The sequence below is a fragment of the Cohaesibacter gelatinilyticus genome (genome assembly GCF_900215605.1).
Lineage (GTDB): Bacteria > Pseudomonadota > Alphaproteobacteria > Rhizobiales > Cohaesibacteraceae > Cohaesibacter > Cohaesibacter gelatinilyticus.
Genome location: NZ_OBEL01000001.1, coordinates 553,590 through 577,291 on the forward strand (window position 1 = coordinate 553,590; position 23,702 = coordinate 577,291).

General features: G+C 51.0%; 22 protein-coding genes, 1 pseudogene and 1 riboswitch. Of the genes and pseudogenes, 11 read left to right on the top strand and 12 right to left on the bottom strand.

What is annotated here, in order from left to right:
* A complete protein-coding gene (locus CRO57_RS02440; protein WP_097151806.1) occupies nucleotides 1-381 on the top strand; it encodes a PilZ domain-containing protein in 381 nt (126 codons plus the stop codon).
* A 196-nt stretch (nucleotides 382-577) separates the two neighbouring features.
* Nucleotides 578-1,441, top strand: a complete 864-nt coding sequence (locus tag CRO57_RS02445; RefSeq protein ID WP_097151807.1) for a LysR substrate-binding domain-containing protein — start codon at nucleotides 578-580, stop codon at nucleotides 1,439-1,441.
* A gap of 11 nt (nucleotides 1,442-1,452) precedes the next feature.
* On the opposite strand, the pseudogene CRO57_RS25335 reads toward CRO57_RS02445, so the two are convergent.
* The 8 genes and pseudogenes from CRO57_RS25335 to thiM form a co-directional block, all read right to left on the bottom strand.
* Nucleotides 1,453-1,573: pseudogene (locus CRO57_RS25335) on the bottom strand (IS481 family transposase); the annotation flags it as partial.
* Nucleotides 1,574-1,673: 100 nt separating this feature from the next.
* Nucleotides 1,674-2,429: an ABC transporter permease gene (locus tag CRO57_RS02450; RefSeq protein ID WP_097151808.1), complete on the bottom strand. Its 756-nt coding sequence runs from the start codon at nucleotides 2,427-2,429 to the stop codon at nucleotides 1,674-1,676.
* Nucleotides 2,426-3,154, bottom strand: coding sequence for an ABC transporter ATP-binding protein (locus CRO57_RS02455; RefSeq protein ID WP_097151809.1), 729 nt, complete (start codon nucleotides 3,152-3,154; stop codon nucleotides 2,426-2,428). Before CRO57_RS02455 ends, CRO57_RS02450 begins: the two co-directional genes overlap by 4 nt.
* A gap of 49 nt (nucleotides 3,155-3,203) precedes the next feature.
* Nucleotides 3,204-3,896, bottom strand: coding sequence for a thiaminase II (tenA, locus tag CRO57_RS02460; RefSeq protein WP_097151810.1), 693 nt, complete (start codon nucleotides 3,894-3,896; stop codon nucleotides 3,204-3,206).
* Nucleotides 3,896-4,834, bottom strand: a complete 939-nt coding sequence (locus tag CRO57_RS02465) for an ABC transporter substrate-binding protein (RefSeq protein ID WP_097151811.1) — start codon at nucleotides 4,832-4,834, stop codon at nucleotides 3,896-3,898. Before CRO57_RS02465 ends, tenA begins: the two co-directional genes overlap by 1 nt.
* Before the next feature lie 83 nt (nucleotides 4,835-4,917).
* Nucleotides 4,918-5,739, bottom strand: a complete 822-nt coding sequence (thiD, locus tag CRO57_RS02470) for a bifunctional hydroxymethylpyrimidine kinase/phosphomethylpyrimidine kinase (RefSeq protein WP_097151812.1) — start codon at nucleotides 5,737-5,739, stop codon at nucleotides 4,918-4,920.
* Nucleotides 5,736-6,374, bottom strand: coding sequence for a thiamine phosphate synthase (gene thiE, locus CRO57_RS02475; protein WP_097151813.1), 639 nt, complete (start codon nucleotides 6,372-6,374; stop codon nucleotides 5,736-5,738). The genes thiD and thiE overlap by 4 nt, the downstream gene beginning before the upstream one ends.
* Nucleotides 6,371-7,183, bottom strand: coding sequence for a hydroxyethylthiazole kinase (gene thiM, locus CRO57_RS02480; RefSeq protein ID WP_097151814.1), 813 nt, complete (start codon nucleotides 7,181-7,183; stop codon nucleotides 6,371-6,373). Before thiM ends, thiE begins: the two co-directional genes overlap by 4 nt.
* Before the next feature lie 52 nt (nucleotides 7,184-7,235).
* A riboswitch (TPP riboswitch) is annotated at nucleotides 7,236-7,330 on the bottom strand.
* Nucleotides 7,331-7,747: 417 nt separating this feature from the next.
* Here thiM and CRO57_RS02485 point away from each other — a divergent pair.
* A complete protein-coding gene (locus CRO57_RS02485) occupies nucleotides 7,748-8,584 on the top strand; it encodes a bifunctional allantoicase/(S)-ureidoglycine aminohydrolase (RefSeq protein ID WP_097151815.1) in 837 nt (278 codons plus the stop codon).
* Between the two features lie 254 nt (nucleotides 8,585-8,838).
* Here CRO57_RS02485 and CRO57_RS02490 read toward each other — a convergent pair whose 3' ends face one another.
* Nucleotides 8,839-9,753, bottom strand: a complete 915-nt coding sequence (locus tag CRO57_RS02490; protein WP_097151816.1) for a LysR family transcriptional regulator — start codon at nucleotides 9,751-9,753, stop codon at nucleotides 8,839-8,841.
* A gap of 216 nt (nucleotides 9,754-9,969) precedes the next feature.
* On the opposite strand from CRO57_RS02490, the gene xdhA reads away from it, so the two are divergent.
* The 4 genes from xdhA to guaD all read left to right on the top strand — a co-directional run bounded on the left by xdhA (nucleotide 9,970) and on the right by guaD (nucleotide 16,025).
* The gene (xdhA, locus tag CRO57_RS02495) at nucleotides 9,970-11,436 is read left to right on the top strand and encodes a xanthine dehydrogenase small subunit (protein ID WP_097151817.1); all 1,467 of its coding nucleotides are present in this window, start codon (nucleotides 9,970-9,972) and stop codon (nucleotides 11,434-11,436) included.
* Nucleotides 11,433-13,784, top strand: a complete 2,352-nt coding sequence (xdhB, locus tag CRO57_RS02500) for a xanthine dehydrogenase molybdopterin binding subunit (protein WP_097151818.1) — start codon at nucleotides 11,433-11,435, stop codon at nucleotides 13,782-13,784. The genes xdhA and xdhB overlap by 4 nt, the downstream gene beginning before the upstream one ends.
* A complete protein-coding gene (gene xdhC / locus CRO57_RS02505) occupies nucleotides 13,781-14,629 on the top strand; it encodes a xanthine dehydrogenase accessory protein XdhC (RefSeq protein ID WP_097151819.1) in 849 nt (282 codons plus the stop codon). Before xdhB ends, xdhC begins: the two co-directional genes overlap by 4 nt.
* A 73-nt stretch (nucleotides 14,630-14,702) precedes the next feature.
* Nucleotides 14,703-16,025: a guanine deaminase gene (gene guaD / locus CRO57_RS02510; RefSeq protein ID WP_097151820.1), complete on the top strand. Its 1,323-nt coding sequence runs from the start codon at nucleotides 14,703-14,705 to the stop codon at nucleotides 16,023-16,025.
* Here the strand turns inward: guaD and CRO57_RS02515 are convergent.
* A complete protein-coding gene (locus CRO57_RS02515) occupies nucleotides 16,022-16,552 on the bottom strand; it encodes an ureidoglycolate lyase (protein WP_097151821.1) in 531 nt (176 codons plus the stop codon). The genes guaD and CRO57_RS02515 overlap by 4 nt on opposite strands.
* On the bottom strand, nucleotides 16,545-17,978 hold the full coding sequence (gene puuE, locus CRO57_RS02520) for an allantoinase PuuE (RefSeq protein ID WP_097151822.1): 1,434 nt from the start codon (nucleotides 17,976-17,978) through the stop codon (nucleotides 16,545-16,547). Before puuE ends, CRO57_RS02515 begins: the two co-directional genes overlap by 8 nt.
* A 220-nt stretch (nucleotides 17,979-18,198) precedes the next feature.
* Here puuE and uraH point away from each other — a divergent pair, with 220 nt between their 5' ends.
* Together uraH and CRO57_RS02530 are read left to right on the top strand one after the other, a co-directional pair.
* Nucleotides 18,199-18,552 (top strand): hydroxyisourate hydrolase, encoded by a 354-nt coding sequence (gene uraH / locus CRO57_RS02525; RefSeq protein WP_097151823.1) that lies wholly within the window; start codon nucleotides 18,199-18,201, stop codon nucleotides 18,550-18,552.
* Between the two features lie 3 nt (nucleotides 18,553-18,555).
* Nucleotides 18,556-19,812, top strand: a complete 1,257-nt coding sequence (locus CRO57_RS02530) for a urate hydroxylase PuuD (RefSeq protein WP_097151824.1) — start codon at nucleotides 18,556-18,558, stop codon at nucleotides 19,810-19,812.
* Between the two features lie 125 nt (nucleotides 19,813-19,937).
* Here CRO57_RS02530 and nagA read toward each other — a convergent pair whose 3' ends face one another.
* Nucleotides 19,938-21,152: an N-acetylglucosamine-6-phosphate deacetylase gene (nagA, locus tag CRO57_RS02535; protein ID WP_097151825.1), complete on the bottom strand. Its 1,215-nt coding sequence runs from the start codon at nucleotides 21,150-21,152 to the stop codon at nucleotides 19,938-19,940.
* A gap of 232 nt (nucleotides 21,153-21,384) precedes the next feature.
* On the opposite strand from nagA, the gene CRO57_RS02540 reads away from it, so the two are divergent.
* Together CRO57_RS02540 and CRO57_RS02545 are read left to right on the top strand one after the other, a co-directional pair.
* Complete coding sequence (locus CRO57_RS02540) at nucleotides 21,385-22,173, top strand: glutamine amidotransferase-related protein (RefSeq protein ID WP_097151826.1); 789 nt, start codon at nucleotides 21,385-21,387, stop codon at nucleotides 22,171-22,173.
* A gap of 56 nt (nucleotides 22,174-22,229) precedes the next feature.
* Nucleotides 22,230-23,654 (top strand): aldehyde dehydrogenase family protein, encoded by a 1,425-nt coding sequence (locus tag CRO57_RS02545; protein ID WP_097153155.1) that lies wholly within the window; start codon nucleotides 22,230-22,232, stop codon nucleotides 23,652-23,654.
* The last annotated feature ends 48 nt before the right edge of the window (nucleotides 23,655-23,702 follow it).

Below are 23,702 nucleotides of genomic sequence, written 5' to 3' on the forward strand. Positions count from 1 at the left end.
ATGAGTGTTGAAGGTCTGATCAAGAAAGATACCAAGGTCTTGCATAATCGCATCATGCAAGATCAGAAAGAAAACAAGCATCTGCGTCGTCATGCTCGTCATGAGTGCTTTATCATTGCTGTCATGACGGTCTTGGAACGTTCGGTGCCTCTGGAAGGGGTGATCAAGGAGATTTCCGCCGGAGGCGTTCTTTTTCGCCCTGCAAGTACCTATTTGCTATATCGCAAAGGTGAGCGCATTTCATTGATGCTGGGTGATCGTCAATTTTCGGGCAAGATTGTTGCGGTGCGTCCAACAGGGTATGGTGTGAAGTTCCTTGATACAATGGAAGAGGATGAGATAGATTCCATACTTGAGGATTTATCAATCGATCGCCAGTGATTTCCGAGAGTTTTGGACACTGTGACCGGACAGGAAAAATCATCGATTGTTAGGGCATTGTCATTCAACTGGCAAAGCGTGCGGAGAATCCTTTCAGTCCGTGCGCTTTTTGCTTTTATTTAGGCAGCTCGATAGACTATAGGTCTTCCTCGCTGGCTGTAATGGCGCAAGGCCTGGTGAAGTCTTAGGAGCTGTCATGAAACTCTCCATCAATCAATTGCGTGCACTTGAAGCCGTGGTTCGTACTGGAAGTTTTTCTGCAGCTGCAAAAGAATTGGGTATTTCCCAGCCGTCGGTCTCCAATCATCTGCTGGCATTGGAAAAGCATTATTGCGCTCAACTCATTCATCGTAACGGACGTCTTGCTGAACCGACCGAGTTATGCAGTGAAGTTCTTTCCCGGATACGTTCCGTTTTGGCCATGACCCGGGAAGTCGAGCAAATTCTCGAGGGCCGCAAGCAACTCCAAACGGGCACCATTCGACTGGGATATTCAACATATCAATTTGCTCTGCCGGTAATTTCAAAATTCATGGAACAATATCCCGATGTGAATATCGAGGCCAGGGCTATGGCTTCGCATGATCTCATGCCTTTACTGCAGGATGGCAATTTTGATGTGGCCTTCATCTCGGCCAAATCCCCGCCACCTGAAGTAAATGCCTTTGAAATGCGTATCGAACAGATGGTTGCGGTGGTTGGCAAGGAGCATCCTCTGGCACAATTCGAGATGTTGCAATGGAAGCAACTGGCAGATTTGCCACTGATTCAACGAGAAAAAAGCTCCGAAACACGTCGGGTTTTCGAGGCCAATGCAATCAAGGCAGGCATCTCCTTGAAGACTGTGCTGGCATTAGGGTCGTGGGGATCGATTGTCACGTCTGTTCAGAGTGGAATGGGGGTGGGAATCGCAATGGCGGGAGAGGTGACGGAATTGGACAATCTGGTTGCCATTCCAATTGATGACAATGAGCTTACGGTCTCGCATTTTTTGATCTGTTTACCGGAAATGCAGCACATCGCCTCTATCCAGGCGATTTTCGATATTGCCAGTCAATAAGGAAATACTTCCTCTAGAAGAAATGAAATGTCCTGACGCGTTAAACGGATGTGAAGCGGAGATCCGCGTTACATGGGGAATGATTGGCCTCAGAGCGTAGAGACAATCATTCAACGGCAAGAGTATCTGCCCGCAAAAGGCAGCGAGAATGACCTGATGATCAGTCGAGGGAATTGTTAAACACGAGGTCTGAGGTCTGCCAAAAGTCCGTTTTTTTGCGTCTTAATTGTGCCTATTGATAGTGACGGATCAGCCGGTCACAGATCTTGCCAACCCCGATATGGAGAAGCAGGGTCAAAAGCGCCAACACAAAGAGCGCTGCAAACATCAGATCGATCTTGGCGCGACCGTTGGCCAGCAACATCAAATATCCAAGCCCCTTGGAAGCCCCGACCCATTCGCCAATCACAGCCCCGATTGGGGCATAGACTGCCGCCAATCTCAGACCTGAAGCAAAGGATGGGATGGCTGCAGGCATTCGAATACGCCAAAGAATACGCTTCGCATTGCCATTCATGACATGCGCCAAATCCAGCCAGCCTTTCGGTGTCTGCATCAAACCGTCAAAGAAACTGGAGGCCACCGGGAAATAGATGATCAGCACTGCCATCAAAATTTTGGAGCTGATGCCATAGCCAAGCCAAAGGGTGAGCAGGGGCGCCAAGGCAAAGACTGGTAGAGCTTGCGTCAGCACCAATACAGGTTTGATCAAATAGCGAGCCATCGGGGAGGTCGCCAGATTAAGAGCTGTTAGTCCGCCTAACAGTGTACCCAGAACCAGGCCAAGGATCACTTCCCATGCAGTGATCAGACTATGTTCGAATATCAGCTCACGTGATGACCACAGAGTATTGATCACTTTTCCTGGACCGGGAAGAATGAAGGATGGGATATCAGCAAAGCTGACCAATGCCTGCCAGATTGCAAGAATGAGAGCGGTCGCAGCAAGGGGGCGAAGCACGGAATGAAGAGATTTGGACAAGGTCATGATCTCGCCTCCCGCAATTGCTTCAAAAGCCTTCCCTGACAGGCCAGCATTGCTTCATCATCAACCGCACGAACAGCCGGGCTGGCTGGTGGTTCCACTTCGCTGAGACCTTTTTCACTCATTAGATAGATAGTCTCGCCTAACCGGGCAGCTTCTGCTGGATCATGGGTAACCAAAAGGATGGTCGAATGTTGAAGCCATTCGGCAGCCAATTCCTGCATTTCAGACCGCATGCGGGCATCCAGCGCTGAGAAAGGTTCGTCCAGCAGCACGATGGAGCGTTCTTCCATCAAGGTACGGGCGAGAGCAACGCGTTGCCGTTGACCACCAGAAAGGGCTGATGGTTTCTTGGAGATGTGATCTGCCAGCTCAAGCTTGGCCAGGAGATCCTGCGCTTTATCTTTGTCGCCGTTGGAGCCGCGTAGTCGTGCTCCGATCAGCACATTGTCGAGCACGGTTGCCCAAGGCATCAGCAAATCGGTTTGGGCCATATAGGCCAAGCGATCGCTAAGCGGCTGACCGTCCGTTGCATCAATGGAGCCTTCGAAAGTCACTCCGGCTGCCAGACCGGCAATAAGGCGAAGGATGGTTGTCTTGCCAATCCCGGATGGACCAAGCAGGCAGGTCCATTCTCCGGGTTTCAAGGTAAGTTCCAATTGGTCAAACAAGGGTACCGCATCAAAATGCGCCTTACCTGTAAGGGAAATTCCAATCGGGTTCGCCATTCCATCGCCTTATTATCGTTTGTCTTTTGTGGGGCAGGTGAGTGCTTTACTAGTCAGCTCCCGCCATACCCATATCCCAAAAGCCTGCTTCCAGCTTGGTAGCCATGGTGAAGCGCTCACACAGTTTGGCCCAACGTGGGGAAGACTCGAAGTCGTCGCCGATACGGGCGGCGACTGCGCGATCAAGCATGCTACCAACATCGCGGCAAACATCCTGAAACTCTTCGCCAGCATAGGTATCAATCCATTGCTGATAAGGAGTGCCCTCAGTTGCTTCACGCCCCAGACGTTCACCAATCTCGCCATAGCCAAGCACGCATGGCATCAGGGCAGCCAGAAGATCAACCAGGTCACCATTCTGCCCTGCATCCAGCACATAGCGGGTATAGGCAAGATTGGCAAATTCTTCCTCGGCTTCAAACAGCTGCTCTTCGCTGATGCCATGTTCGGCACAAATGCCGACATGGAGTTGCATCTCGAAATTGACCAGCGCATTGACGGTGCCAGAGGCGATTTTCAACTCTTCCAGGCTTTCCGATTTCACCACTGCCAAAGCCCAAGCTCTGGAGAAGTGGATCAGAAAGACATAATCCTGGATGAGATAGTGCAGAAAGGCTTCTTTCGGCAATGTGCCGTCTTTTAGTCCTTCTACAAAGGCGTGGCGGGCATAGAGATCCCATGCCTTGCCGCTTGCCTGTCGCCAGAGCTGATATGCCCGGCCATAGTCAGGATGAGCCGTCATTATTTGGCTGCACCCAGATCGATTGCCAGATCAGAAACTGGTAGAATTTTCTTGGTCAGACCAGATTTCAGCAGGAAGTCTTCGTAGCGAGCGTAACGACCATGGTCGAGCGCCGCTGGAGACAGGGTGAAGCGTGGCCAGGTATCAACCCAGGCCTTGGCGTTCAACTCATCTTGCAGCTCTTTGGAGGTGCCAGAGAAGATTTTCCAGGATTCTTCCGGATAGTTCACGATGAACTGGGTTGCTTTCTCGGTAGCTGCCAGGAAGCGCTTGATCTTGTCAGCATCCATTTTCTCTGGATTGGCGACATAGATCAGCTCATCATAGGATGGGATGCCCTGTGCTTCTGGGTAGAAACAACGACCAGCAATGCCTTCAATTTCCATCTGGTTCAGCTCAAAGTTACGGAAAGCACCGATAACAGCATCAACCTGTTTACTCATCAGGGATGGAGACAGCGACCAGTTGACATTGACCATCTCGACATCGGTCATTTTCAGACCATCTGACGCCAGCATGGTGCCTAGAACGGCTTCTTCAACACCTGCAACAGAGAAGCCAACCTTCTTGCCTTTCAGATCTGAAATCTTCTTGATCGGACCGTCTTCAAGAACCAGAAGACAGTTCAGTGGGGTGCCAACCAAGGTGCCAACGCGCTTCAGTGGCAGACCTTCAGCAACTTGCAAATGCAACTGTGGCTGATAGGAAACAGCCAGATCAGCTTTGCCAGCAGCAGCGAGCTTTGGTGGGTCAGCAGGATCAGCTGGAGCGATCACTTCCACTTCAAGGCCTTGCTCTTTGAAATAGCCTTTTTCCTGGGCAACGATGATAGGGCCGTGGTCAGGGTTTACGAACCAGTCAAGGATCAGAGACAGCTTATCGGCAGCAAATGCAGGCGCTGCAAACAGAAGTGAAGCAAGAAAAACAAAGAGACGCATGACTGCGATCCTTTCAAGTCTTTGTATCAATCGCGCTCTCACTCAATGACTGACAGCGCATCCGGGGGATATTGGTGGGCGTATTATTCAGCCCACAATTCATGAAAGTGGTGGGTTGGACCGTGACCGGTCTTATCCTTGTTATGGGAACCGACATTCAGATCATCAGCCATGGCGACCGCACCAGCCAGATAGGACTTGGCAGCCGCAACCGCAGCTGCGGGATCTTTTTCCTTTGCAAGTTCAGCAGCGAGGGCTGCAGAAAGCGTGCAGCCTGTACCATGGGTGTTGACCGTATTGATGCGCTCGGCCTCGAACCAACTCACTCCATCTTCCGTGACCAAAAGATCGGGACTTTCTTCGCTATCCAGATGACCACCCTTCATAAGAATGGCTTTGGGTCCGAGAGCAAGAAGTGCCTTGCCTTGGGCAAGCATTTCATCACGCGTTTTGGCTTCGGTCTGACCAAGCAGAGCAGCGGCTTCTGGAAGGTTAGGGGTCAGCATGTGTGCCAATGGCAACAAGCGCGTACGAACCATCTCCATGGCTTCAGGTTCCAGCAATGGATGACCACCTTTGGCAATCATCACCGGATCCAGCACAATCGGAACATCCTTGTGGGAGTGTAAGGCGTCCGCAACCGCTGCAGCAATATCAGCATTGGCAATCATACCGATTTTGACAGCATCGACGCGGATGTCGTCAAAAATGGAGGCAATCTGATCGGCCACAAATGATGGGGGCACCAGATGAACACCGCTGACCCCTTGTGTGTTCTGCGCGGTCAATGCCGTCAATGCGGTCATGCCATAGACACCACGCGCTGAAAAGGCTTTCAAATCAGCCTGAATGCCAGCACCACCAGAGGGATCAGAACCGGCAATGGAAAGAGCGGTGGCAATCATGATCGTGCCTCCTTGATCAATTTGGAAAATTCTTCGGTTGCGGAGGTTACATCTTTCTGGCCGCAAATGGCTGAGACAATTGCAAGGCCATCAGCGCCCGCCTCAAGTATCTGCGCAACATGCTCTGCTTTCAGGCCACCAATCGCCACCGTCGGTACGGGGCTGGCAACTGCAATCTCAGCCAATCCATCAAAGCCAATGGCAGGTTTATGATCTGGTTTGGTTGGGGTCGCAAAGACAGGTCCAATACCGATATAATCAACCTGACTTGCATCGACCTGTTTGACCAGATCGAGCCTCTCGACGGATAGGCCCAAAATCATCTCCGGCCCAATCAGCTTACGCGCTTCCTCAACCGGCATATCCCCTTGACCAATATGCAAGACATCTGCTTGCAGGGCATGGGCAGCTTCTACATTGTCGTTGATCACCAGAGCGACTTCGGTGCCCTTCAGCACTTCTTTCAGCTCCTTTCCAATGGCGATGAACTCTTCTGTAGTCGCTGTCTTATGGCGTAGTTGCACGGCGGTGATCCCCCCAGCAACGGCTCGCCGGGTGGTCTCCACCATACCCAAAGGCTCACAAAGGTCGGGGTCGAGAACCAGATAGAGCGAAAGATCGATCATCTGTCTCATGCAACAACCCGATCAGCAGAAATATCTTCTGGCTGGAGAGCGGTCAGTTGATCCAGAAACTGCCAGGCAAAGGAACCGGGCCCTTTGGCTGTTTGAGCAGTCCATGTGCCTGCTTCAGCAAACAGGGCAAGGGATGCAGCAGTGGCAAGGAACGCATCCTTCTCCACTGCTGCAAATGCCCCCACCAATGTCGTCAGTGAGCAGCCCATCGCAGTGATCTGTGACATCAGGGCGGAGCCGCCTGCAATACGCGCCTCTCGATTGGCATCACAAACAAAGTCAATTTCACCGGTCACGGCGACTACACAGTCATGTTGTTTGGCAAGGGCACGAGCAGCACCTTCAGCAGCGGCAACTTCATCACCGGCATCGACACCTTGGCCGGAGCTGGCTTCACCTGCCAGCGCCATGATCTCGGATGCATTGCCACGGACAATGGTTGGCTTCAATGCCATCAAGTCAGCTGCTGCCTCGCGTCGAAGAGACGTCGCAAAATGAGCAACGGGATCCAAGACCCACGGCTTGCCAGCTTCATTGGCAGCATTGGCTGCATTCTTCATTCCCTCGATCCAGTGAGGAGACAGAGTGCCTATATTGACGGTGAGGGAAGATGCGATAGCTGCGAACTCACCACTCTCTTCCGGGCTATGTACCATGGCAGGTGAGGCACCAGCAGCCAGCAGCACATTGGCTGAGATATTCATGGCCACATAATTGGTGATGCAATGAACCAATGGATTGGTCGCACGCATGGAAGCAAAACAGGCCTGAATATCGGCATGCAATTTTTTGGAGGAAACGTCGCTCATATGAACACTCCCTTGGGAGGGAGTGGCTGGATAAATCCCAACACAAGCTTTGAGACTATCCGACGCGACTCCCTACGCCAGTATGATCTGGATCAGGTGATAAGGGTTCTTCTCAGCCCGACTTAACGGACGCCCCTGTCTTGAGCTTTTGACTAATCACAAAATGCAAAATTTGTCACGCAAAAAAGTTTTTATATTAAATTCAGATCTGTATTTAATTTTTCTTTGAATCTTTTTCTGAACTTGAACCACTTTAAGGAGTTAAAGTGCGGATGTTACTTTAAGAGGGTATAATTATTTATATTAATCAGTATGTTATAGGCTAGTTTAGAATCGGATTTTGAATCATGTTAAGTGATTCTCAGCTCATCTGATCGAGGCATGGCTTGTCCTTGAAACAACTCAAGAAAAGCTGTGTGTCATCAAAGTCGGGCAGTGGTGAATTTTTGATTTTCAATTTTTCCAAGGCAGTCCTTCATGACTGAAAGCAGTGACCGCCAAGCGCAAATTTGCTTTGATGAGTCGGATAGAAGAGCGCTCCGTTTTGCAATTTTGAAAGACCCTATGAGCAACAAATCCTATCATTCTCCGGTCGGAGGCCTGCCTCCTCAAAGTCAACTGACAAGTGGTCGAGCCGTCTTTACTGACGCCTATTGTGTCATTCCCAAAGGGGTGATGAGCGACATTGTCACTTCAAATCTGCCCTTCTGGGAAGGCAGCAGAAGTTGGGTTCTGTCACGTCCCTTATCAGGCTTCTCGGAAAGCTTCTCTCATTACCTGACCGAGCTATCACCTAGCGGCGGAAGTGCTAGACCTGAGACCGAACAGGGTATTGAACATGTGCTGTTTGTCGTCGAGGGTGAGGTTGAGCTGACCTTGTTGGGTGAGGTCAAAAAGCTTGGCGAAGGCGGCTATGCTTATCTACCATCAGATGCTGATTGGCAGCTTTGGAACAGGAGCAAGGGCAGGGCAGTCTTTCACTGGATCAGAAAATATTATGAAGTGGTAGAGGGCATCGATATTCCATCTGCCTTCACCGCCAATGAGAAGGACATAACTCCGGATCTGATGCCGGATTGCAATGGTGTTTGGGCGACAACGCGCTTTGTCGAAGGAGATGACATGCGTCACGATATGCACGTCAATATTGTCACCTTCCAACCTGGCGGCGTGATCCCGTTTGCTGAGACCCATGTCATGGAGCATGGTCTCTTCGTGTTGCAAGGGAAAGCAGTCTATTTGCTCAATCAGGATTGGGTTGAGGTTGAAGCTGGTGACTATATGTGGCTTCGCGCCTTTTGCCCGCAAGCGTGCTACGCGTCAGGACCGGGGCCGTTTCGATATCTGCTCTATAAAAATGTCAATCGCCATATGCCTTTCCCGAAAGGGCTTAGGACGTAGGCTCATAAATGAGCTGTATTTGGCGTCAAAATGGTTTGATATGGCTAGAAAAAGAGTGAAGGATGGGCTGGATGCCCATTCAAGCTCTTTGCCGACGCCAGAGCTTGACCATTTTGTCGTCCAAAGGATAGGGCGATTTTTTCCGATCACTACGTCGCAAGGATTTGAAAATGCAACACATTGCCTGCATCCTTACTCCTTGCGATCGAAAAAACTTACCTCTACCAAATGCACCGCATTTATGAGCCTACGTCCTAGGACGTAACAGACATAACCTGCTTTTTGCTCTCATCAGCCATATAGTCGACAAACAACCGAATCTTTGGATCTAGCAGTTTGCGGTGTGGATAGAGGCAGGCAAAGCTCGAAGGCATGGGCGGAGTTTCTTCCAGAATGGGAACCAGAGTTCCGCTCGCAAGATGGTTGGCGATGTCAAAGCGTGGTTTGTTGACAATGCCGTGCCCATCCAAGGCCCACTCGGTCAGAACATCGCCATCATCGCTGTCATATTGGCCAGAGACTTCGAGCTTGATCGGGCCATCCTGTCCTTCAACCATCCAGAAATACTCCGGAGAACGCGGATAGCGTAGCATCAGGCAATTATGCTGGTCTTCTACCAGATCGAGCGGCGTGTTGGGTGTGCCACGCGTTTCAAGATAAGCCGGCGATGCAGCCAGGACCCGCTCGCAATCCATGATTTTGCGTTGCTTGAGATTGGAATCCAAAAGCTCGCCGACAAAGAAAGAGACATCCAGCCCTTCATGCAGGATATCGACTTGCCGATCTGAGAGCCGCAATCTAATTTCAATGTCAGGATATTGCTCACAAAATTGCGGGATCAAAGGGGCAATGACACGCCGTCCGACCCCAAAGGGTGCGGCTACCGCAATGACACCTTTGGGGTGATCAGAAAAACCAGCCACTATGGCTTCCGCTTCTTCCAGGGTGTCCAGAACCTTGACCGCCTCCTTATAGAAAACCCGGCCAACTTCCGTTGGTGTCAGCTTGCGGGTGGTGCGGTTGAAGAGGCGAACCCCCAATCGGCTTTCCAGCTCTTTGATGCGATTGGAAGCGACGGCGGGGGTGAGCCGCAAATCTCTGCCGCCAGAGGTGATGCTGCCCAATTCCACCACACGCACAAACACTTTGAGCGAGTCGATATAGGGCATGATGTTTCTCCGTCCGGCAATTGGTTTGCAGTCCCAGACTGAAAGGCACAGCCTGCGCGTGTTACTCGCTAGCTGACCATCATAGAGGGGGTGTGGCAAGTGATTTTATAGAAAATATTGAAAGTCTTGAAAATTGCTCTGCATTTTCGTGGGAATAGGGGGCGAGTAGGCTGGATCTTAGGACCATCATGACCGGAGTCTGTTCCGTTGCCCACTATGCGTCACTGCATTCAATTTCTGCTGAATGATCAAACCATTACCCTCAATGAAGTCGGTACTGGCGATATGTTGCTGGATTTCTTGCGCCTCAATCAGCGCCTGACCGGAGCCAAGGAAGGCTGCGCGGAAGGGGATTGTGGAGCCTGCACCGTGCTGGTGGGGAGGCTGGTAGATGATGAATTGATCTATGAACCGGTCAATGGTTGCATTCGTTTTCTCTCCAGCCTCGATGGCTGTCATGTCGTGACAATTGAACATCTCAAAGGGGCCGAGGGAACTCTTCATCCAATCCAGAAGGCCATGATTGAGCATCATGGGAGTCAGTGCGGCTTCTGTACGCCCGGTATCATCATGGCGCTCTATGCCCTCTGGATGAGAACAGCAAAACCAAGCCGTGAGCAGATTGAACACGCATTGCAGGGAAATCTCTGCCGTTGCACGGGCTATGAGCCAATCATCAGAGCTGCGCAAGCCGTTTGTTACGATCAGGACTGGCCAAGATCTGATCCGTTGCTGGATGAACGAGCGATGGTGAAAGAAGCGCTCTCAAAGCTGAAACATGATCAATCCGTTCTTTTGCAAAAGCAGGGGGATAGTGGACCAGAGCAAATCTTTATCCCCGCGAACGAGGAGGATCTGGCTAATTTTTATGCAGAGCATCCCGATGCCACTTTGATTGCCGGAGCAACAGATGCAGGGCTGTGGGTGACAAAGTTTCTGAGTTCGATACCAGCCCTTATCCATATAGGTAATCTTAAGGCACTCAAGACCATTAAGTACAAGGGTGATAGCCTCACCATCGGATCGGGTGTGAGCTATAGTGATGCCATGCCAGACCTGATCAAAGCCTTTCCAATGATTGAACCATATCTGTTGCGTATTGGTGGCTGGCAGGTGCGTTCCATGGGAACAATCGGCGGTAATATCGCAAACGGCTCACCGATTGGTGACATGCCCCCCATTCTGATAGCGCTCGGGGCGGAGATCTGCCTCAAATCTGTCGAGGGAAGTCGCCAATTGCCATTGGAGGATTTCTTTCTTGCCTATGGCAAGCAGGACCGCCAACCGGGTGAATATCTGCATTCGATTCATATCCCGCTCATGGCAGCCAATAATGAGGTTGCTGCCTACAAGATCTCCAAGCGACGGGATGAAGATATCTCCAGCGTCGCCGTGGGTTTCAATCTGGTGATTGAAAATGGCATCATCCGTTCGGCGCGGATAGCGTTCGGTGGCATGGCAGCAACGCCAAAACGGGCACAGGCCGCAGAAAAGACTTTGATTGGTCAGCCATTCTCTGAAGAAAGCATGATCAAGGCGGCTCAGATACTGGAAGAAGAGTTCACCCCGCTCAGTGATATGAGAGCGAGTAGTGCCTATCGCATGAAAGTCGCGCAAAATTTGTTCCGTCGCTTCTATCTGGAAAAAGCCAATGGCTTTACTGGACTGGAGGCAGCGCAATGACCAAGGGATTGAAAGGGATCACCCATCAGGCCATCCCACACGATAGTGCTGCCAAACATGCCACCGGTTCAGCTAACTATGCCGATGATATTCCAGAGCCTGTTGGTACCTTGCACGCCTATCTGGGACTGGCAGAACAGGCTTGCGGTAAGATCGTCAATCTGGACCTCTCAGCCATCCGTGCTGCACCGGGTGTCGTGGGCGTGCTGTCAGCAGCTGATATTCCCGGCCATAACAATATCAGCCCAACGGGATTGAATGATGAACCTGTCTTTGCAACGGATCGGGTTGAGTTCTGGGGGCAACCGCTTTTTGCAGTCGTTGCCAAAACACGTGATCAGGCGCGCCGGGCAGCAAAACTGGCTAAACTGGAGCTACGGGCTAAAAAGCCAGCCCTTAGCATTTCCGAGGCACAAGAGGCGGGATACCCCTATGTCTCTGCACCGTTAAAGCTGGAACGGGGCGATGTTCAACCAGCGCTACAATCTGCTCCCAATCGACTGCAAGGCAAGATGGTGGTTGGTGGACAGGATCATATGTATCTGGAAGGTCAGATTGCCTTTGCCATACCCGGAGAAGATGAGGATGTTGAGGTTTTTTCCTCCACTCAGCATCCAAGCGAAGCCCAGCATATGGTCGCGCATGTGCTGGGCATTGCATCGCATGCAGTCACAGTCTCGGTAAGGCGGATGGGTGGCGGTTTTGGCGGCAAGGAAACCCAGATGAATATCTTTGCTGCCGTTGCAGCACTGGCCGCCAAGAAATGGAACCGTCCCGTTAAACTGCGCCCCGATCGTGATGATGACATGATGATCACTGGCAAGCGCCATGACTTTGCTATTCAATATGATGTCGGGTTCGACGAGAGCGGTAAAATTCTGGCCGTTGATGCGGATTTTGCCGCCCGCTGTGGTTATTCGGCCGATCTTTCCGGCCCGGTGACAGATCGTGCGCTTTTCCATGCCGACAATGCTTACTTCTATCCCAATGTCTGCTTGCGATCTCATCCGATGAAAACCAACACTGTTTCCAACACGGCCTTTCGCGGCTTTGGTGGTCCTCAAGGCGTGATCGCAGCTGAACGAATGGTTGAAGAAATAGCTTATTCCTTGGGTAAAGATCCTTTGGAGATCCGAAAAGCAAATCTTTATCCCGCTATGGACAGTACTGAAGCCCAAGAGAATGGCCACCCCAACGCGCTGACGCCCTACCATCAGTCGGTCGAAGACAATATTCTGCATCGTCTGATCGAGGAATTGGAGCAGAATTCAAACTATCAAGCCCGGCGTGAGGCCATTCTGGCGCATAACGAAAGCAACGCTTCGATCAAGAAAGGCATTGCGCTGACACCCGTCAAGTTTGGAATTTCCTTCACGGCCACCTGGTATAATCAGGCCGGATGTTTGCTTCACATCTATCGAGATGGCTCCGTTCAACTGAACCATGGCGGCACGGAAATGGGCCAGGGGCTGAACACCAAGGTCGCGCAAATCGTGGCCGAGGCTTTTCAGATCGATCTTGCAAAGATCAAGATTACCAAGACCACGACTGAGAAAGTTCCCAATACTTCCGCAACTGCGGCCTCATCTGGCACCGATCTCAATGGTATGGCAGCATTGGATGCTGCTAACAAAATCAAAAGCCGCCTTATCGCATTTGCGGCTGAGCACTGGAAAGTCGAGACCTCTCATGTGGGCTTCCTGCCCAATCATGTTCAGATCGGCGAAGAGCTGATCCCGTTTCCCGATCTGATTGAAGCTGCCTATATGGCGCGTGTCCAGCTCTCTGATACCGGCTTTTACAAAACGCCGAAAATCCATTGGGATCGCGAAAAAGGCATGGGCCGACCCTTCTATTATTTTGCCTATGGCGCTGCAGTCTCGGAAGTCAGCGTCGATCGGCTGACCGGAGAATATCGCGTGGATCGGGTGGATGTGCTGCATGATGTGGGCCGATCTTTGAACCCGGCTCTGGATAAGGGGCAGGTGGAAGGCGCCTTCATCCAAGGCATGGGCTGGCTGACCAGCGAAGAGCTTTGGTGGGATGAGAAAGGTCAGCTCCGCACCCATGCTCCATCGACCTATAAAATCCCTCTGGCCTCTGATATTCCGCGTATTTTCAATGTCGAATTGGCGGATTGGAGCGAAGCCAAGGAACTGACCATCAAACGCTCCAAAGCGGTTGGCGAGCCACCTTTCATGCTGGCCATCTCGGTTTTTGAGGCACTCTCCATGGCTGTAGCTAGCGTTGCAGACTATAAAATTTGCCCTCAATTGGAAGCGCCAGCCACTCCAGAACGAGTGCTTCTGGCTATGGAAGCATTGGACGGAACGAGGGAAGCGTCATGACTGTGCTCTCCAACTTCTTCCCAGCTCATCAATCCATCATGGAAATTGAGATCTCCAGAGTGCGCGGATCGTCTCCGCGAGAAGAGGGGGCACGCATCTATGTAAGCCCCGCGACGCAATGCGGCACCATCGGAGGCGGACAGCTGGAATATATGGCCATCGACAAGGCGCGTAGTCTTCTACGTCAGCAATCAATTGAAGTGCCTCAGATCATGGATGTGCCTTTGGGGCCTGAAATCGGCCAATGCTGCGGTGGTCGAGTAGAGTTGACACTTACGCTGATGAATCAACAGCTAAAACAACAGCGTTTGAGGGAAGAAGTCGCGGAAATCGCCAAGCGCCCCGCTATCTACCTGTTTGGCGCGGGGCATGTAGGCAGAGCGTTGGCGAATAGCTTGTCACTTTTGCCTGTGAGACCCGTTCTGATTGATAGCCGAAAGGAAGAGCTCGCGCTCTGTCGGGCTGATATCGAGACCTATCTCACTCCATTGCCGGAAGAGAGAATGAGGATGGCCGCACCTGGGAGCACCTTCGTTATCGCAACTCATGATCATGCGCTGGATTTTCTATTGGCCCGCGAAGCTTTGGCGAGACGGGATGCATGCTATGTCGGCATGATTGGTTCTAAAAGCAAAGCTGCACGCTTCAGGCATTGGTTGGCGGGTGAGGCTCCTGAACTTTCCGCCAAAGATTTGATTTGCCCAATGGCAAAGAGTGTTGCCGTTGCTTCAGAAGATAAGAGGCCCGAGGTTATAGCGGCTCTGATCACTGCAGAACTGATCGCAGCATTAAATCAGGGGGCATTGGTGCAAAAGCCCTTGCGAAGCAAAGTATCAGAGCAGTAATTTGCCCGTCGCACAAATGCGGATGATCAATAATACCAGATAGCAAAGTCAGATATCTGAAAGGATAGGACAAGTGAAAACACTTCTGCGCGGACGTGTGCTGAGTTTCCATGCCGAACCCAAAGGCATCGACGATCAGCAATCCTATCTTTATCTGGAAGATGGAGCCTTGTTGGTTGAGAATGGCAAAATCATCGCGTGCGACGATTTTGAAGCCCTCATTCGCCAGCATAAAAGTGATCTGGATGATCTGACCCTGATTGACCATCGCCCCCATTTATTGATGCCGGGCTTTATCGATCCTCATTTGCATTTCCCGCAAGTGCAGGTCATCGCCTCCTGGGGTGCGCAATTGCTTGACTGGCTGAACAATTATACCTTCCCGCAGGAAGCACTTTATGAAGATCCAAGCCATTCAAAGGCTATGGCAAAAGCCTTTTTTGACGAGTTGATCCGTCATGGCACCACCTCGGCAGTGGCCTATTGTTCGGTCCATCGCCAAAGCGCGGAAGCTTTCTTCACCGAGGCCAGTGCCCGCAATATGCGTATGATTGGCGGCAAGGTCATGATGGATCGAAATGCGCCCGACAGTGTGCTGGATACCCCAAGGTCGGGCTATGATGACAGCAAGGCGCTGATAGACGCTTGGCATGGTAAGGGGCGCAATCTCTATGCAATCACGCCACGTTTTGCCATCACCTCAACGCCAGAGCAGTTGGAAGCAACAGGGCAATTGGTGAAAGATCATCCCGATTGTCATATCCAGACCCATCTTTCTGAAAATATGGATGAAATCGCCTTCACCAAGAGCCTCTATCCCGATGCCAAGGACTATCTGGGTATCTATGAAGACTATGGCCTCTTGTCCGAGAAAATACTGCTCGGCCATTGTATCCATCTAGAACCACGAGAGATTGAAGTGCTGGCGGACACGGATGCCAGACCGGTCTTCTGCCCAACCTCCAATCTGTTTTTGGGATCGGGATTGTTTAATGATGCAGGCCTTCGGGAGAAAGGCATCACCAATGCCATTGCAACGGATATCGGTGGCGGTACCAGCTATTCCATGCTGCAGACTTTGAATGAAGGCTATAAGATCCTGCAGCTCAGAGGGCAAAAGCTCGATCCGTTGCGTGCGTTCTACTGGATAACGAAAGGCAATGCAGAAGCGCTTGGCCTGCAAAGCCAGATTGGCACGTTGGAAGAAGGAAGCGAAGCCGACATTGTGGTGCTCGATAGCGCCTCAACGCCTGCGATGGCACTTCGCATGCAAAAGGCTGAGAAACTGAGCGAGGAATTGTTCATCCTACAGATCATGGGAGATGATCGAGCAATTGCCGAGACTTACGTGGCAGGAGTGCCGCAGAAAAGCAAGCTTCAAGGAATGGATGCCTAATCAGCTTCTTCAATGCGATAGGGTTGATCAAACCAGAATTCTTGCAAATTGTTTCCTTCACCAACTCGGTCAATCACCGCGAATAGGCCTGAGCGATGTTTGGAACTGGAAAGTGGTGTCAAAACTCCATGCCAGACGTTACGATGGAAATTGATGCCTTGGCCGGGTTCTGTGAGAAAGGCTTGGGGGTGAGCGGGGCGCCCAGCATCATCTTCTGCCACAATAACCAGAAATGGCGCTTCATGCATTGGAAGGAAAGCCTGACTGCCCAAGGGATGACGCTCCATTAGGTCCAATGAGTAGGGAAGGCTCCTTGGGGCGGCATTGAATAAACTGATCCCAGCACGGCCATCACCAATATCGGGAGAAAAATCAAGCTTGGCCAGATCATGATGCCGACCACAGAGGCCCTGATTGATCAGGAAGTCGGGTAAAGGTCCCAGCTTGATCACGTCACCGAAAGGGGCAAAAGCTTCCTCGGTCAACGGTGCGGTTTTTATCACGACTTGATTTGGTACATCATCCATCTTCCTGATCCCATAGGGCATGAAGACGATGCCACGCAATCCGCTCCACCTGACGGCATGCCTCACTAAATTCTATTTCACTGTCATTCTCTATTCGTCTTTCAAAAGCGCTCAATATCGATGCTTTATTATGATCCCGCACAGCGATGATGAAGGGAAAATCGTGCTTCTCGACATAGCGCTGGTTCAGATCGGTGAAATGTGTCCGCTCTTCATCGCTCAAAATATCCAGGCCAGCTGAGGCTTGTTCCTGATTGGAGGCTTCGGTCAGCTGCTTGGCAGCGGCTAGCTTTCCTGCCAAATCCGGATGTGCCTTCAATATGCCCATGCGTTCTTCCTTGCTGGCTGAGCGGAAAATCCGGCATAGCGCATTATGGATCCCGACAGGGCTGTCATGGGCCGGCCCCAGTTCCAGATCAAAAGCTCTTTCGGCAATGAAAGAGGAATGCTCAAAGATATCGCCAAATTGCTTCAGGAAGTCAGCTTTCTCCATACCAGATGGCTGCAGGGCAGACCATTGCGGCGAATGATGTTCTTTCCAATGATGGGCAACGTCGATCCGACGGGCAAACCAAACATCATCATGGCTTTGTGCATAATCGATAAAGCGTTTCAGCGCCTGAATGCGCCCCGGACGCCCAACCAGACGACAATGAAGCCCGATAGACATCATTTTTGGCTGGCCTTGATTGCCTTCCTCATAAAGGCAATCAAAACTGTCTTTCAGATAGGCGTAGAATTGGTCACCGGAATTGAAGCCCTGATTTGTTGCAAAGCGCATATCGTTGCAGTCGAGCGTATAAGGCACGATCAACTGATCCTTGCCTGTATAGTGACGACGCCAATAGGGTAGATCATCCGCATAAGAATCTGAGATATAATCGAAATCGCCAATGTCACTAGCCAGATTGACAGTGCTGGCCGAGCAGCGCCCGCAATACCAGCCCTTGGGCTTTTCACCAGTCACTTCCGCATGAAGGCGGATGGCCTCACGCATATGCGTGGCTTCGTCCTCTACGGTGAAGTCCTTGTAATCAATCCATTTCAGGCCATGGCTGGCAATCTCCCAGTCCGCTTCAAGCATGGCTTGGACTTGCTCGGGATTGCGGGCAAGGGCAGTCGCAACACCAAAGATGGTCAGGGGAATATCAGCGGATCTGAACACATCATGCAATCGCCAGAAACCGGAGCGCGCACCATATTCGTAGATGCTTTCCATATTCCAGTGACGTTGACCGGACCAGGGGGCAGCACCGACAATTTCAGACAGAAAAGCCTCGGAGGCTTCATCGCCATGGAGCAGGCAATTCTCTCCACCTTCTTCGTAATTGAGAACGAATTGAACGGCGATCTTCGCACCATTCGGCCAATGGACAGCAGGTCGAGCCTGGCCGTAGCCACGCATGTCTCTGGAATAACGCGTCATGATGCCCCTTTGAGTCGTAAACTTGGGTCAGCTCATTTTCATTCTATCGCAAAGCAATCGGCGTATATTTTCAATAAATCGTAGAAAGAGATATAAGAATTGCGCAATATACCCTCGACGCACACCATCAGAAAATAAAGATATATTATAGCCGTGAATCTTCGGTCCAGGATGGCTGAAGCTACAGGCGACCCGAGCTTGAGAGGATGGAAAAGAGCGAATGAGCGGATTTCTCACCACCCATATTCTGGATACGGCTCTTGGCCAACCTGCCGCAGGCCTGCATATCGATCTGATGCGGTTTGAAAACGGCCAGTTGCGCCATCTCACCAGCATGGTCACCAATGATGATGGTCGCACGGACAGCCCCATCTTGCCACAGGATCAGTTCCAGATTGGGCAATATGAGCTGGTTTTCCATGCCGGAGATTATCTGCGCAAGATCCATCCCGACCTGGCTGAACCTCTCTTTCTCGATCTTATTCCCATCCGCTTTGGGATAAGCGAAGGCAGTCACTATCATGTGCCGCTGTTGCTCTCGCCCTTTGGCTATTCCACTTATCGGGGGAGCTAACAGATGGAGGATTTTGTAATTCTCTCACCACTCCTGATGAGCTGGTTGGAATTCGCTGTGCGCTGGCTTCATGTCATCACTGCTATGGCTTGGATCGGTTCCAGTTTTTACTTCATCGCGCTGGATCTGGGATTGCGTAAGGCTGACAATTTGCCAAAAGGTGCTCATGGAGAAGAATGGCAGGTTCATGGCGGTGGCTTCTATCACATCCGCAAGTTCCTCGTTGCGCCTGAAGCCATGCCAGAGCATCTTATCTGGTTCAAGTGGGAAAGCTATTCCACCTGGCTTTCCGGCGCAGCTCTTCTCGCGCTTGTCTATTGGATGGGAGCAGAGCTCTATCTGATTGATGCTGCGAAGTTGGAGTTTGAGGTCTGGCAAGCAGTGGCGATCTCAGCTGGTTCCCTGATCCTTGGTTGGATCATCTATGATGTGTTGTGCAAATCCTCCTTGGGTGAGAAGCCAACTGCGCTGATGATCCTGCTCTTCGTGATGCTTGTTGTCATGGCCTGGGGTTATAATCAGGTCTTCACCGGCCGCGCGACCATGTTGCATCTCGGGGCATTCACCGCGACGATCATGACTGCCAATGTTTTTCTGATCATTATGCCAAACCAGCGGATTGTGGTGGCAGATCTGAAAGCGGGCACAACACCAGATGCCAAATATGGCAAGATCGCCAAGTTGCGATCAACCCATAACAATTATTTGACCCTTCCTGTCATCTTCCTGATGCTGTCAAACCATTACCCGCTGGCTTTTGCTTCGCCTTATAACTGGTTGATTGCAGCCCTTGTATTCCTGATGGGCGTCACCATCCGCCACTATTTCAACACTCGTCATGCAAGAGCTGGCAATCCAATCTGGACGATCCCGGCGACAATGGTACTGTTCTTTGCTGCAGTTTGGCTGTCTCTCCTGCCACCTCAGGAGATGAATGAGACTGGCGAAGAAATGGAGCAGACAAGCGCGCTCACCCATGATCAGATGAGGTTGGCGAGCCATGCCAACTTCGAGCAGGTAACCGAAATAGTGCAGGGGCGCTGCTCCATGTGCCATGCCGAAGAGCCCGGCTGGGATGGTATCCCGACAGCGCCCAAAGGTGTTTTGCTGGAAACAGAAGGGCAAATCTCAGCGGCAGCGGATCTGATCTATCTTCATGCAGGACGCACCAATGCAATGCCTCCGGCCAACATCACCTATATGGAAGAAGAAGAGCGCCGGATTATTCGCAACTGGTATCACGACTTCCTGCGTGGCTAGAGCATATTCCCGAAAAGTGTGTGCGGTTTTTGGATAAGAATATGCTTGGAAACAATGGCTTAGGCATTTGAATAACCGGACATTCATTCAAAATGCTCTAACAATTGAGATAGAAGAGCGAGTGATCAATAGGAGCGCTCATACCCATTGATCCAGTTATGCTTTATTTGCCAGTTCTCGGGATCAAACGCCACCAGATCGGCGTTGTATCCGCCAGCAACACGCCCAATCACTTTATCCATGCGGATATACCGTGCCGGATAGAGCGATGCCATGCGCAGAACTTCAGATAAAGGAAGGCCAAGAAGCTCAACGCTGTTGCGCACTGCTCCCATCATGTTGAGATCTGATCCGGCCAGGATGCCATCTTCGGTCGTGCATTTGCCATACTGGGCCTGAATACTCGCACCATTCAGTTCAAAGCACTTGATGCCGTCCTTGTCTGCTTCCATGCCCACGCCTGCCATAGCGTCGGTAACCAGCATCATCTTGCCTTTGCCCGCGCGCGCTTCCTTTGCAGCTATGGCCATGCGCAGGCTGGCGGGATGAACGTGAAAGCCATCGACGATCAGTCCGCAATAAGCTTTCTCATCATCCAGAGCAGCACCGACAACGCCGGGTTCACGACTGCCAAAAGGTGTCATGGCATTGAAAAGATGCGTGAAACCACTAATGCCTGTCCGTAAGGCCTTATGGATTTGCTGATAGTTGGCAGCACTATGGCCTGCACTCACCAGAACACCACGCTCAACGAGTGATGTGATGAAAGAGGGGCAAACTTTTTCTGGTGCCAGTGTGACCAACCTAACCCCAAGATCGGGATGAGACAGCAAATCCAAAGCTGCGTCAGTGCCATCCTCTTCAACAAGGCGAATGATCTCGGACCTATGCACACCCTTTCGCTCTACATTCAGATAGGGGCCTTCAAAATGTACGCCCTTGATGGCTGAGAGGGAGCTATTCTCGCCCCAATGACGATGGACCCGGCGTATAAGATCGGCAACATGCTCCATGGCGTCCCATCGATCACTGATCAGAGTTGGCAACATGGAGGTGGTTCCGAAGCGGCGATGAGCATCTGCGATCTGCTCCAATCCAGACAGATCACATTGTCCACCCAGCATCACGCCACCTCCGCCATTGATTTGCAAATCAACAAAACCGGGACAGAGAACAAGGCCGGAAAGATCATGAACTTGCACATGCTTGTTGTGATAGCTGGATAGATCGGTAGGGCAGTCAAGGATATCGGCAATATGAATGCTGTCCAGCAAAACGGCTTTACCAGCATGAAACTGCTCACCATCAAACAATCGGGCATGCACCAGGAGCTGTTTCATTCGGACTTCCTTATCACCATGTCAGCAGAAATGGACATTTCTACATAGCAAATCACTATGCTATTGAATGCAAGCTGAGCATCTCTGGCAAGGGCCAGACGTAAAAGATTAAAACTGGCACACACCTCTTTCATTGACAGAGTAGTGTACTTTTTCTATTTTGTGATCACAAAACTAACAAGCGAGCCAAATGAATAGCTACGACAAGCTTTCTAGCAGGAGCCAATTGACTATGAGTGAGCAATTCACAATCGGAATTTTGGAAACGGGTCTTGTGCCAGATGAACTGGTCGAGAAGTATTCTTCCTATCCTGACATGTTCACAAGTCTTCTGCAGGGCAATATGCCAACAAGCTGGAAAATAGAGACTTATTCGCCAGTGCAAGGGGATTTCCCAAGTGGCGTGACGGATTGTGATGCTTGGTTGATCACTGGTTCGAAATTTGGTGCATATGAAGATTACGACTGGATTCATCGCCTTCGCGGATTTCTTGCAGAAGCCTATGAACAGGATAGAGCAATTGTCGGTATCTGCTTTGGTCACCAGATTTTGGCAGAAGCTTTGGGCGGGAAAGTGATCAAATCTCCAAAAGGGTGGGGATGTGGTGCCCATGTTTATGATTGGACGGATAAACCTGACTGGATGCAAAAAGCCGAACAGTCGTTATCATCGAAGGAAGAGGGCTCCTTTGCCATTCAGGCATATCATCAGGATCAGGTGGTTGATTTGCCGCGTGATGCGAATGTTATCGCGAAATCAGACTTCTGCGATTATGCAGCGCTCGCTTATCAGGACAAAGCCATTTCATTTCAAGGTCATCCGGAATTTTCGCCTGACTATTCCAGCGATCTGTTCTCCTTGAGAAAAGGAGTAGGGCTGCCGGACGAAGTCGCCGATACCGCCATTGCCACAAAAGATCATCCGTTGGATCGGGAATTGTTGGCCAAGGCCGTCGTAGAATTTTTGCTTGTCTATCAGGCAAATCGCACTGAGAGTGAACCTGCAAAGAAGGCAGGCTAGAAGTTTAAGTTGGAAGGAGCACGTGTGAACGTGCTTAAGGGAGGAAATCGATGTCCATTTTGGATAAACGTCAATTCTTCATCAATGGGGCCTGGGTCGATCCGATTCAAGCAACAGAGTTTGATGTCATCAACCCGGCAACGGAACAATCCATTGCAACCATCTCCATGGGCAGTGAAGCGGATGCCAATGCTGCAGTTTCCGCAGCAAAAGATGCATTTCCTGCTTTCTCCAGAACCACAAAACAAGAGCGGGTCGAACTTCTGGAAAGTATCATGGTAGCTTACAAAAAGCGCTACGATGAGATGGCAAGTATCATCACGCAGGAAATGGGTGCTCCCAAGGTGCTTTCCGAGCGTGCGCAGGCTGCTGTTGGTATTGGCCATTTGCAGGGTTTCATTGATGCTCTGAAGGAGTATGAATTCCGGCAAACCACGCCTAGTGGAGATATCATTCAGCGTGAAGCGATCGGAGTTTGCGGTCTCATCACGCCTTGGAATTGGCCAATGAACCAGATGGTGCTGAAAATTGCACCGGCTTTGGCTTCTGGTTGCACCATGGTGTTGAAGCCATCCGAGCTCACTCCGCTGTCTGCGATGCTTTATGCAGAAATCCTGCATGAAGCAGGTGTTCCCGCTGGTGTTTTCAACCTTATCAATGGTGAAGGTCCGGTGGTAGGTAGCGCTCTATCTCGCCATCCTGATGTACAGATGATGTCTTTCACAGGCTCGACCCGTGGCGGTGTGGCAGTCTCAAAAGATGCAGCAGAAACTGTCAAACGTGTCGCGCTGGAGTTGGGCGGTAAAAGCCCGAATATCATCTTTGCCGACAGTGATGTTGAAAAGGCTGTCAAACGTGGTACTCGTCACGTCTTTAACAATACGGGCCAATCCTGCAATGCCCCAACTCGCATGTTGGTTGAGCGCTCAGCCTATGATCAGGCAAAGGACATCGCGGCCAAAGTAGCAGAGCAGACTGAAGTTGGCGATCCTGCGGAAGAAGGTCGCCACATCGGTCCTCTCGTCAGCGCTTTGCAGTATGAGCGGGTACAGACCTTGATTCAGAAAGGCATTGATGAAGGTGCAACCTTACTGGCTGGTGGTGTCGGAAAACCGGAAGGTCGCAATGTCGGCTATTTCTGTAAACCAACCGTTTTTGGTGACGTCAACAACGATATGACCATCGCTCGCGAAGAGATCTTCGGCCCTGTTCTCTCCATCATCCCGTTTGATAGCGAAGAAGAGGCAATTGAGATTGCGAATGACACGCCATATGGCCTTGCCGCCTATATGGATACCGGTTGCGAGGAGCGTGCCGAGCGTGTTGCCGATCAACTGCGTGCAGGTATGGTTCGCATCAATGGTTCGGATATTAGCTCAGGTAGCCCATTCGGTGGCTATAAAATGAGCGGCATCGGTCGTGAAGGTGGTCATTTCGGCATGGATGACTTCCTTGAGATCAAGGCCATTTCAAGACCTTGAGGTGCGCGAACCTGAACAATAAAAAAAGGGCCCAATCGGGCCCTTTTG

Bases quoted from the DNA above. Each gene is read 5' to 3' on its own strand.
- CRO57_RS02455 (WP_097151809.1), bottom strand. From the start codon at position 3,154: ATGGCGAACCCGATTGGAATTTCCCTTACAGGTAAGGCGCATTTTGAT.
- nagA (WP_097151825.1), bottom strand. From the start codon at position 21,152: ATGAAACAGCTCCTGGTGCATGCCCGATTGTTTGATGGTGAGCAGTTT.
- thiE (WP_097151813.1), bottom strand. From the start codon at position 6,374: ATGAGACAGATGATCGATCTTTCGCTCTATCTGGTTCTCGACCCCGAC.
- CRO57_RS02465 (WP_097151811.1), bottom strand. From the start codon at position 4,834: ATGCGTCTCTTTGTTTTTCTTGCTTCACTTCTGTTTGCAGCGCCTGCA.
- uraH (WP_097151823.1), top strand. From the start codon at position 18,199: ATGAGCGGATTTCTCACCACCCATATTCTGGATACGGCTCTTGGCCAA.
- CRO57_RS02485 (WP_097151815.1), top strand. From the start codon at position 7,748: ATGAGCAACAAATCCTATCATTCTCCGGTCGGAGGCCTGCCTCCTCAA.
- thiM (WP_097151814.1), bottom strand. From the start codon at position 7,183: ATGAGCGACGTTTCCTCCAAAAAATTGCATGCCGATATTCAGGCCTGT.
- CRO57_RS02445 (WP_097151807.1), top strand. From the start codon at position 578: ATGAAACTCTCCATCAATCAATTGCGTGCACTTGAAGCCGTGGTTCGT.
- tenA (WP_097151810.1), bottom strand. From the start codon at position 3,896: ATGACGGCTCATCCTGACTATGGCCGGGCATATCAGCTCTGGCGACAG.
- CRO57_RS02530 (WP_097151824.1), top strand. From the start codon at position 18,556: ATGGAGGATTTTGTAATTCTCTCACCACTCCTGATGAGCTGGTTGGAA.
- xdhC (WP_097151819.1), top strand. From the start codon at position 13,781: ATGACTGTGCTCTCCAACTTCTTCCCAGCTCATCAATCCATCATGGAA.
- CRO57_RS02515 (WP_097151821.1), bottom strand. From the start codon at position 16,552: ATGGATGATGTACCAAATCAAGTCGTGATAAAAACCGCACCGTTGACC.
- CRO57_RS02440 (WP_097151806.1), top strand. From the start codon at position 1: ATGAGTGTTGAAGGTCTGATCAAGAAAGATACCAAGGTCTTGCATAAT.
- CRO57_RS02450 (WP_097151808.1), bottom strand. From the start codon at position 2,429: ATGACCTTGTCCAAATCTCTTCATTCCGTGCTTCGCCCCCTTGCTGCG.
- xdhA (WP_097151817.1), top strand. From the start codon at position 9,970: ATGCGTCACTGCATTCAATTTCTGCTGAATGATCAAACCATTACCCTC.
- puuE (WP_097151822.1), bottom strand. From the start codon at position 17,978: ATGACGCGTTATTCCAGAGACATGCGTGGCTACGGCCAGGCTCGACCT.
- xdhB (WP_097151818.1), top strand. From the start codon at position 11,433: ATGACCAAGGGATTGAAAGGGATCACCCATCAGGCCATCCCACACGAT.
- CRO57_RS02540 (WP_097151826.1), top strand. From the start codon at position 21,385: ATGAGTGAGCAATTCACAATCGGAATTTTGGAAACGGGTCTTGTGCCA.
- thiD (WP_097151812.1), bottom strand. From the start codon at position 5,739: ATGATTGCCACCGCTCTTTCCATTGCCGGTTCTGATCCCTCTGGTGGT.
- CRO57_RS02490 (WP_097151816.1), bottom strand. From the start codon at position 9,753: ATGCCCTATATCGACTCGCTCAAAGTGTTTGTGCGTGTGGTGGAATTG.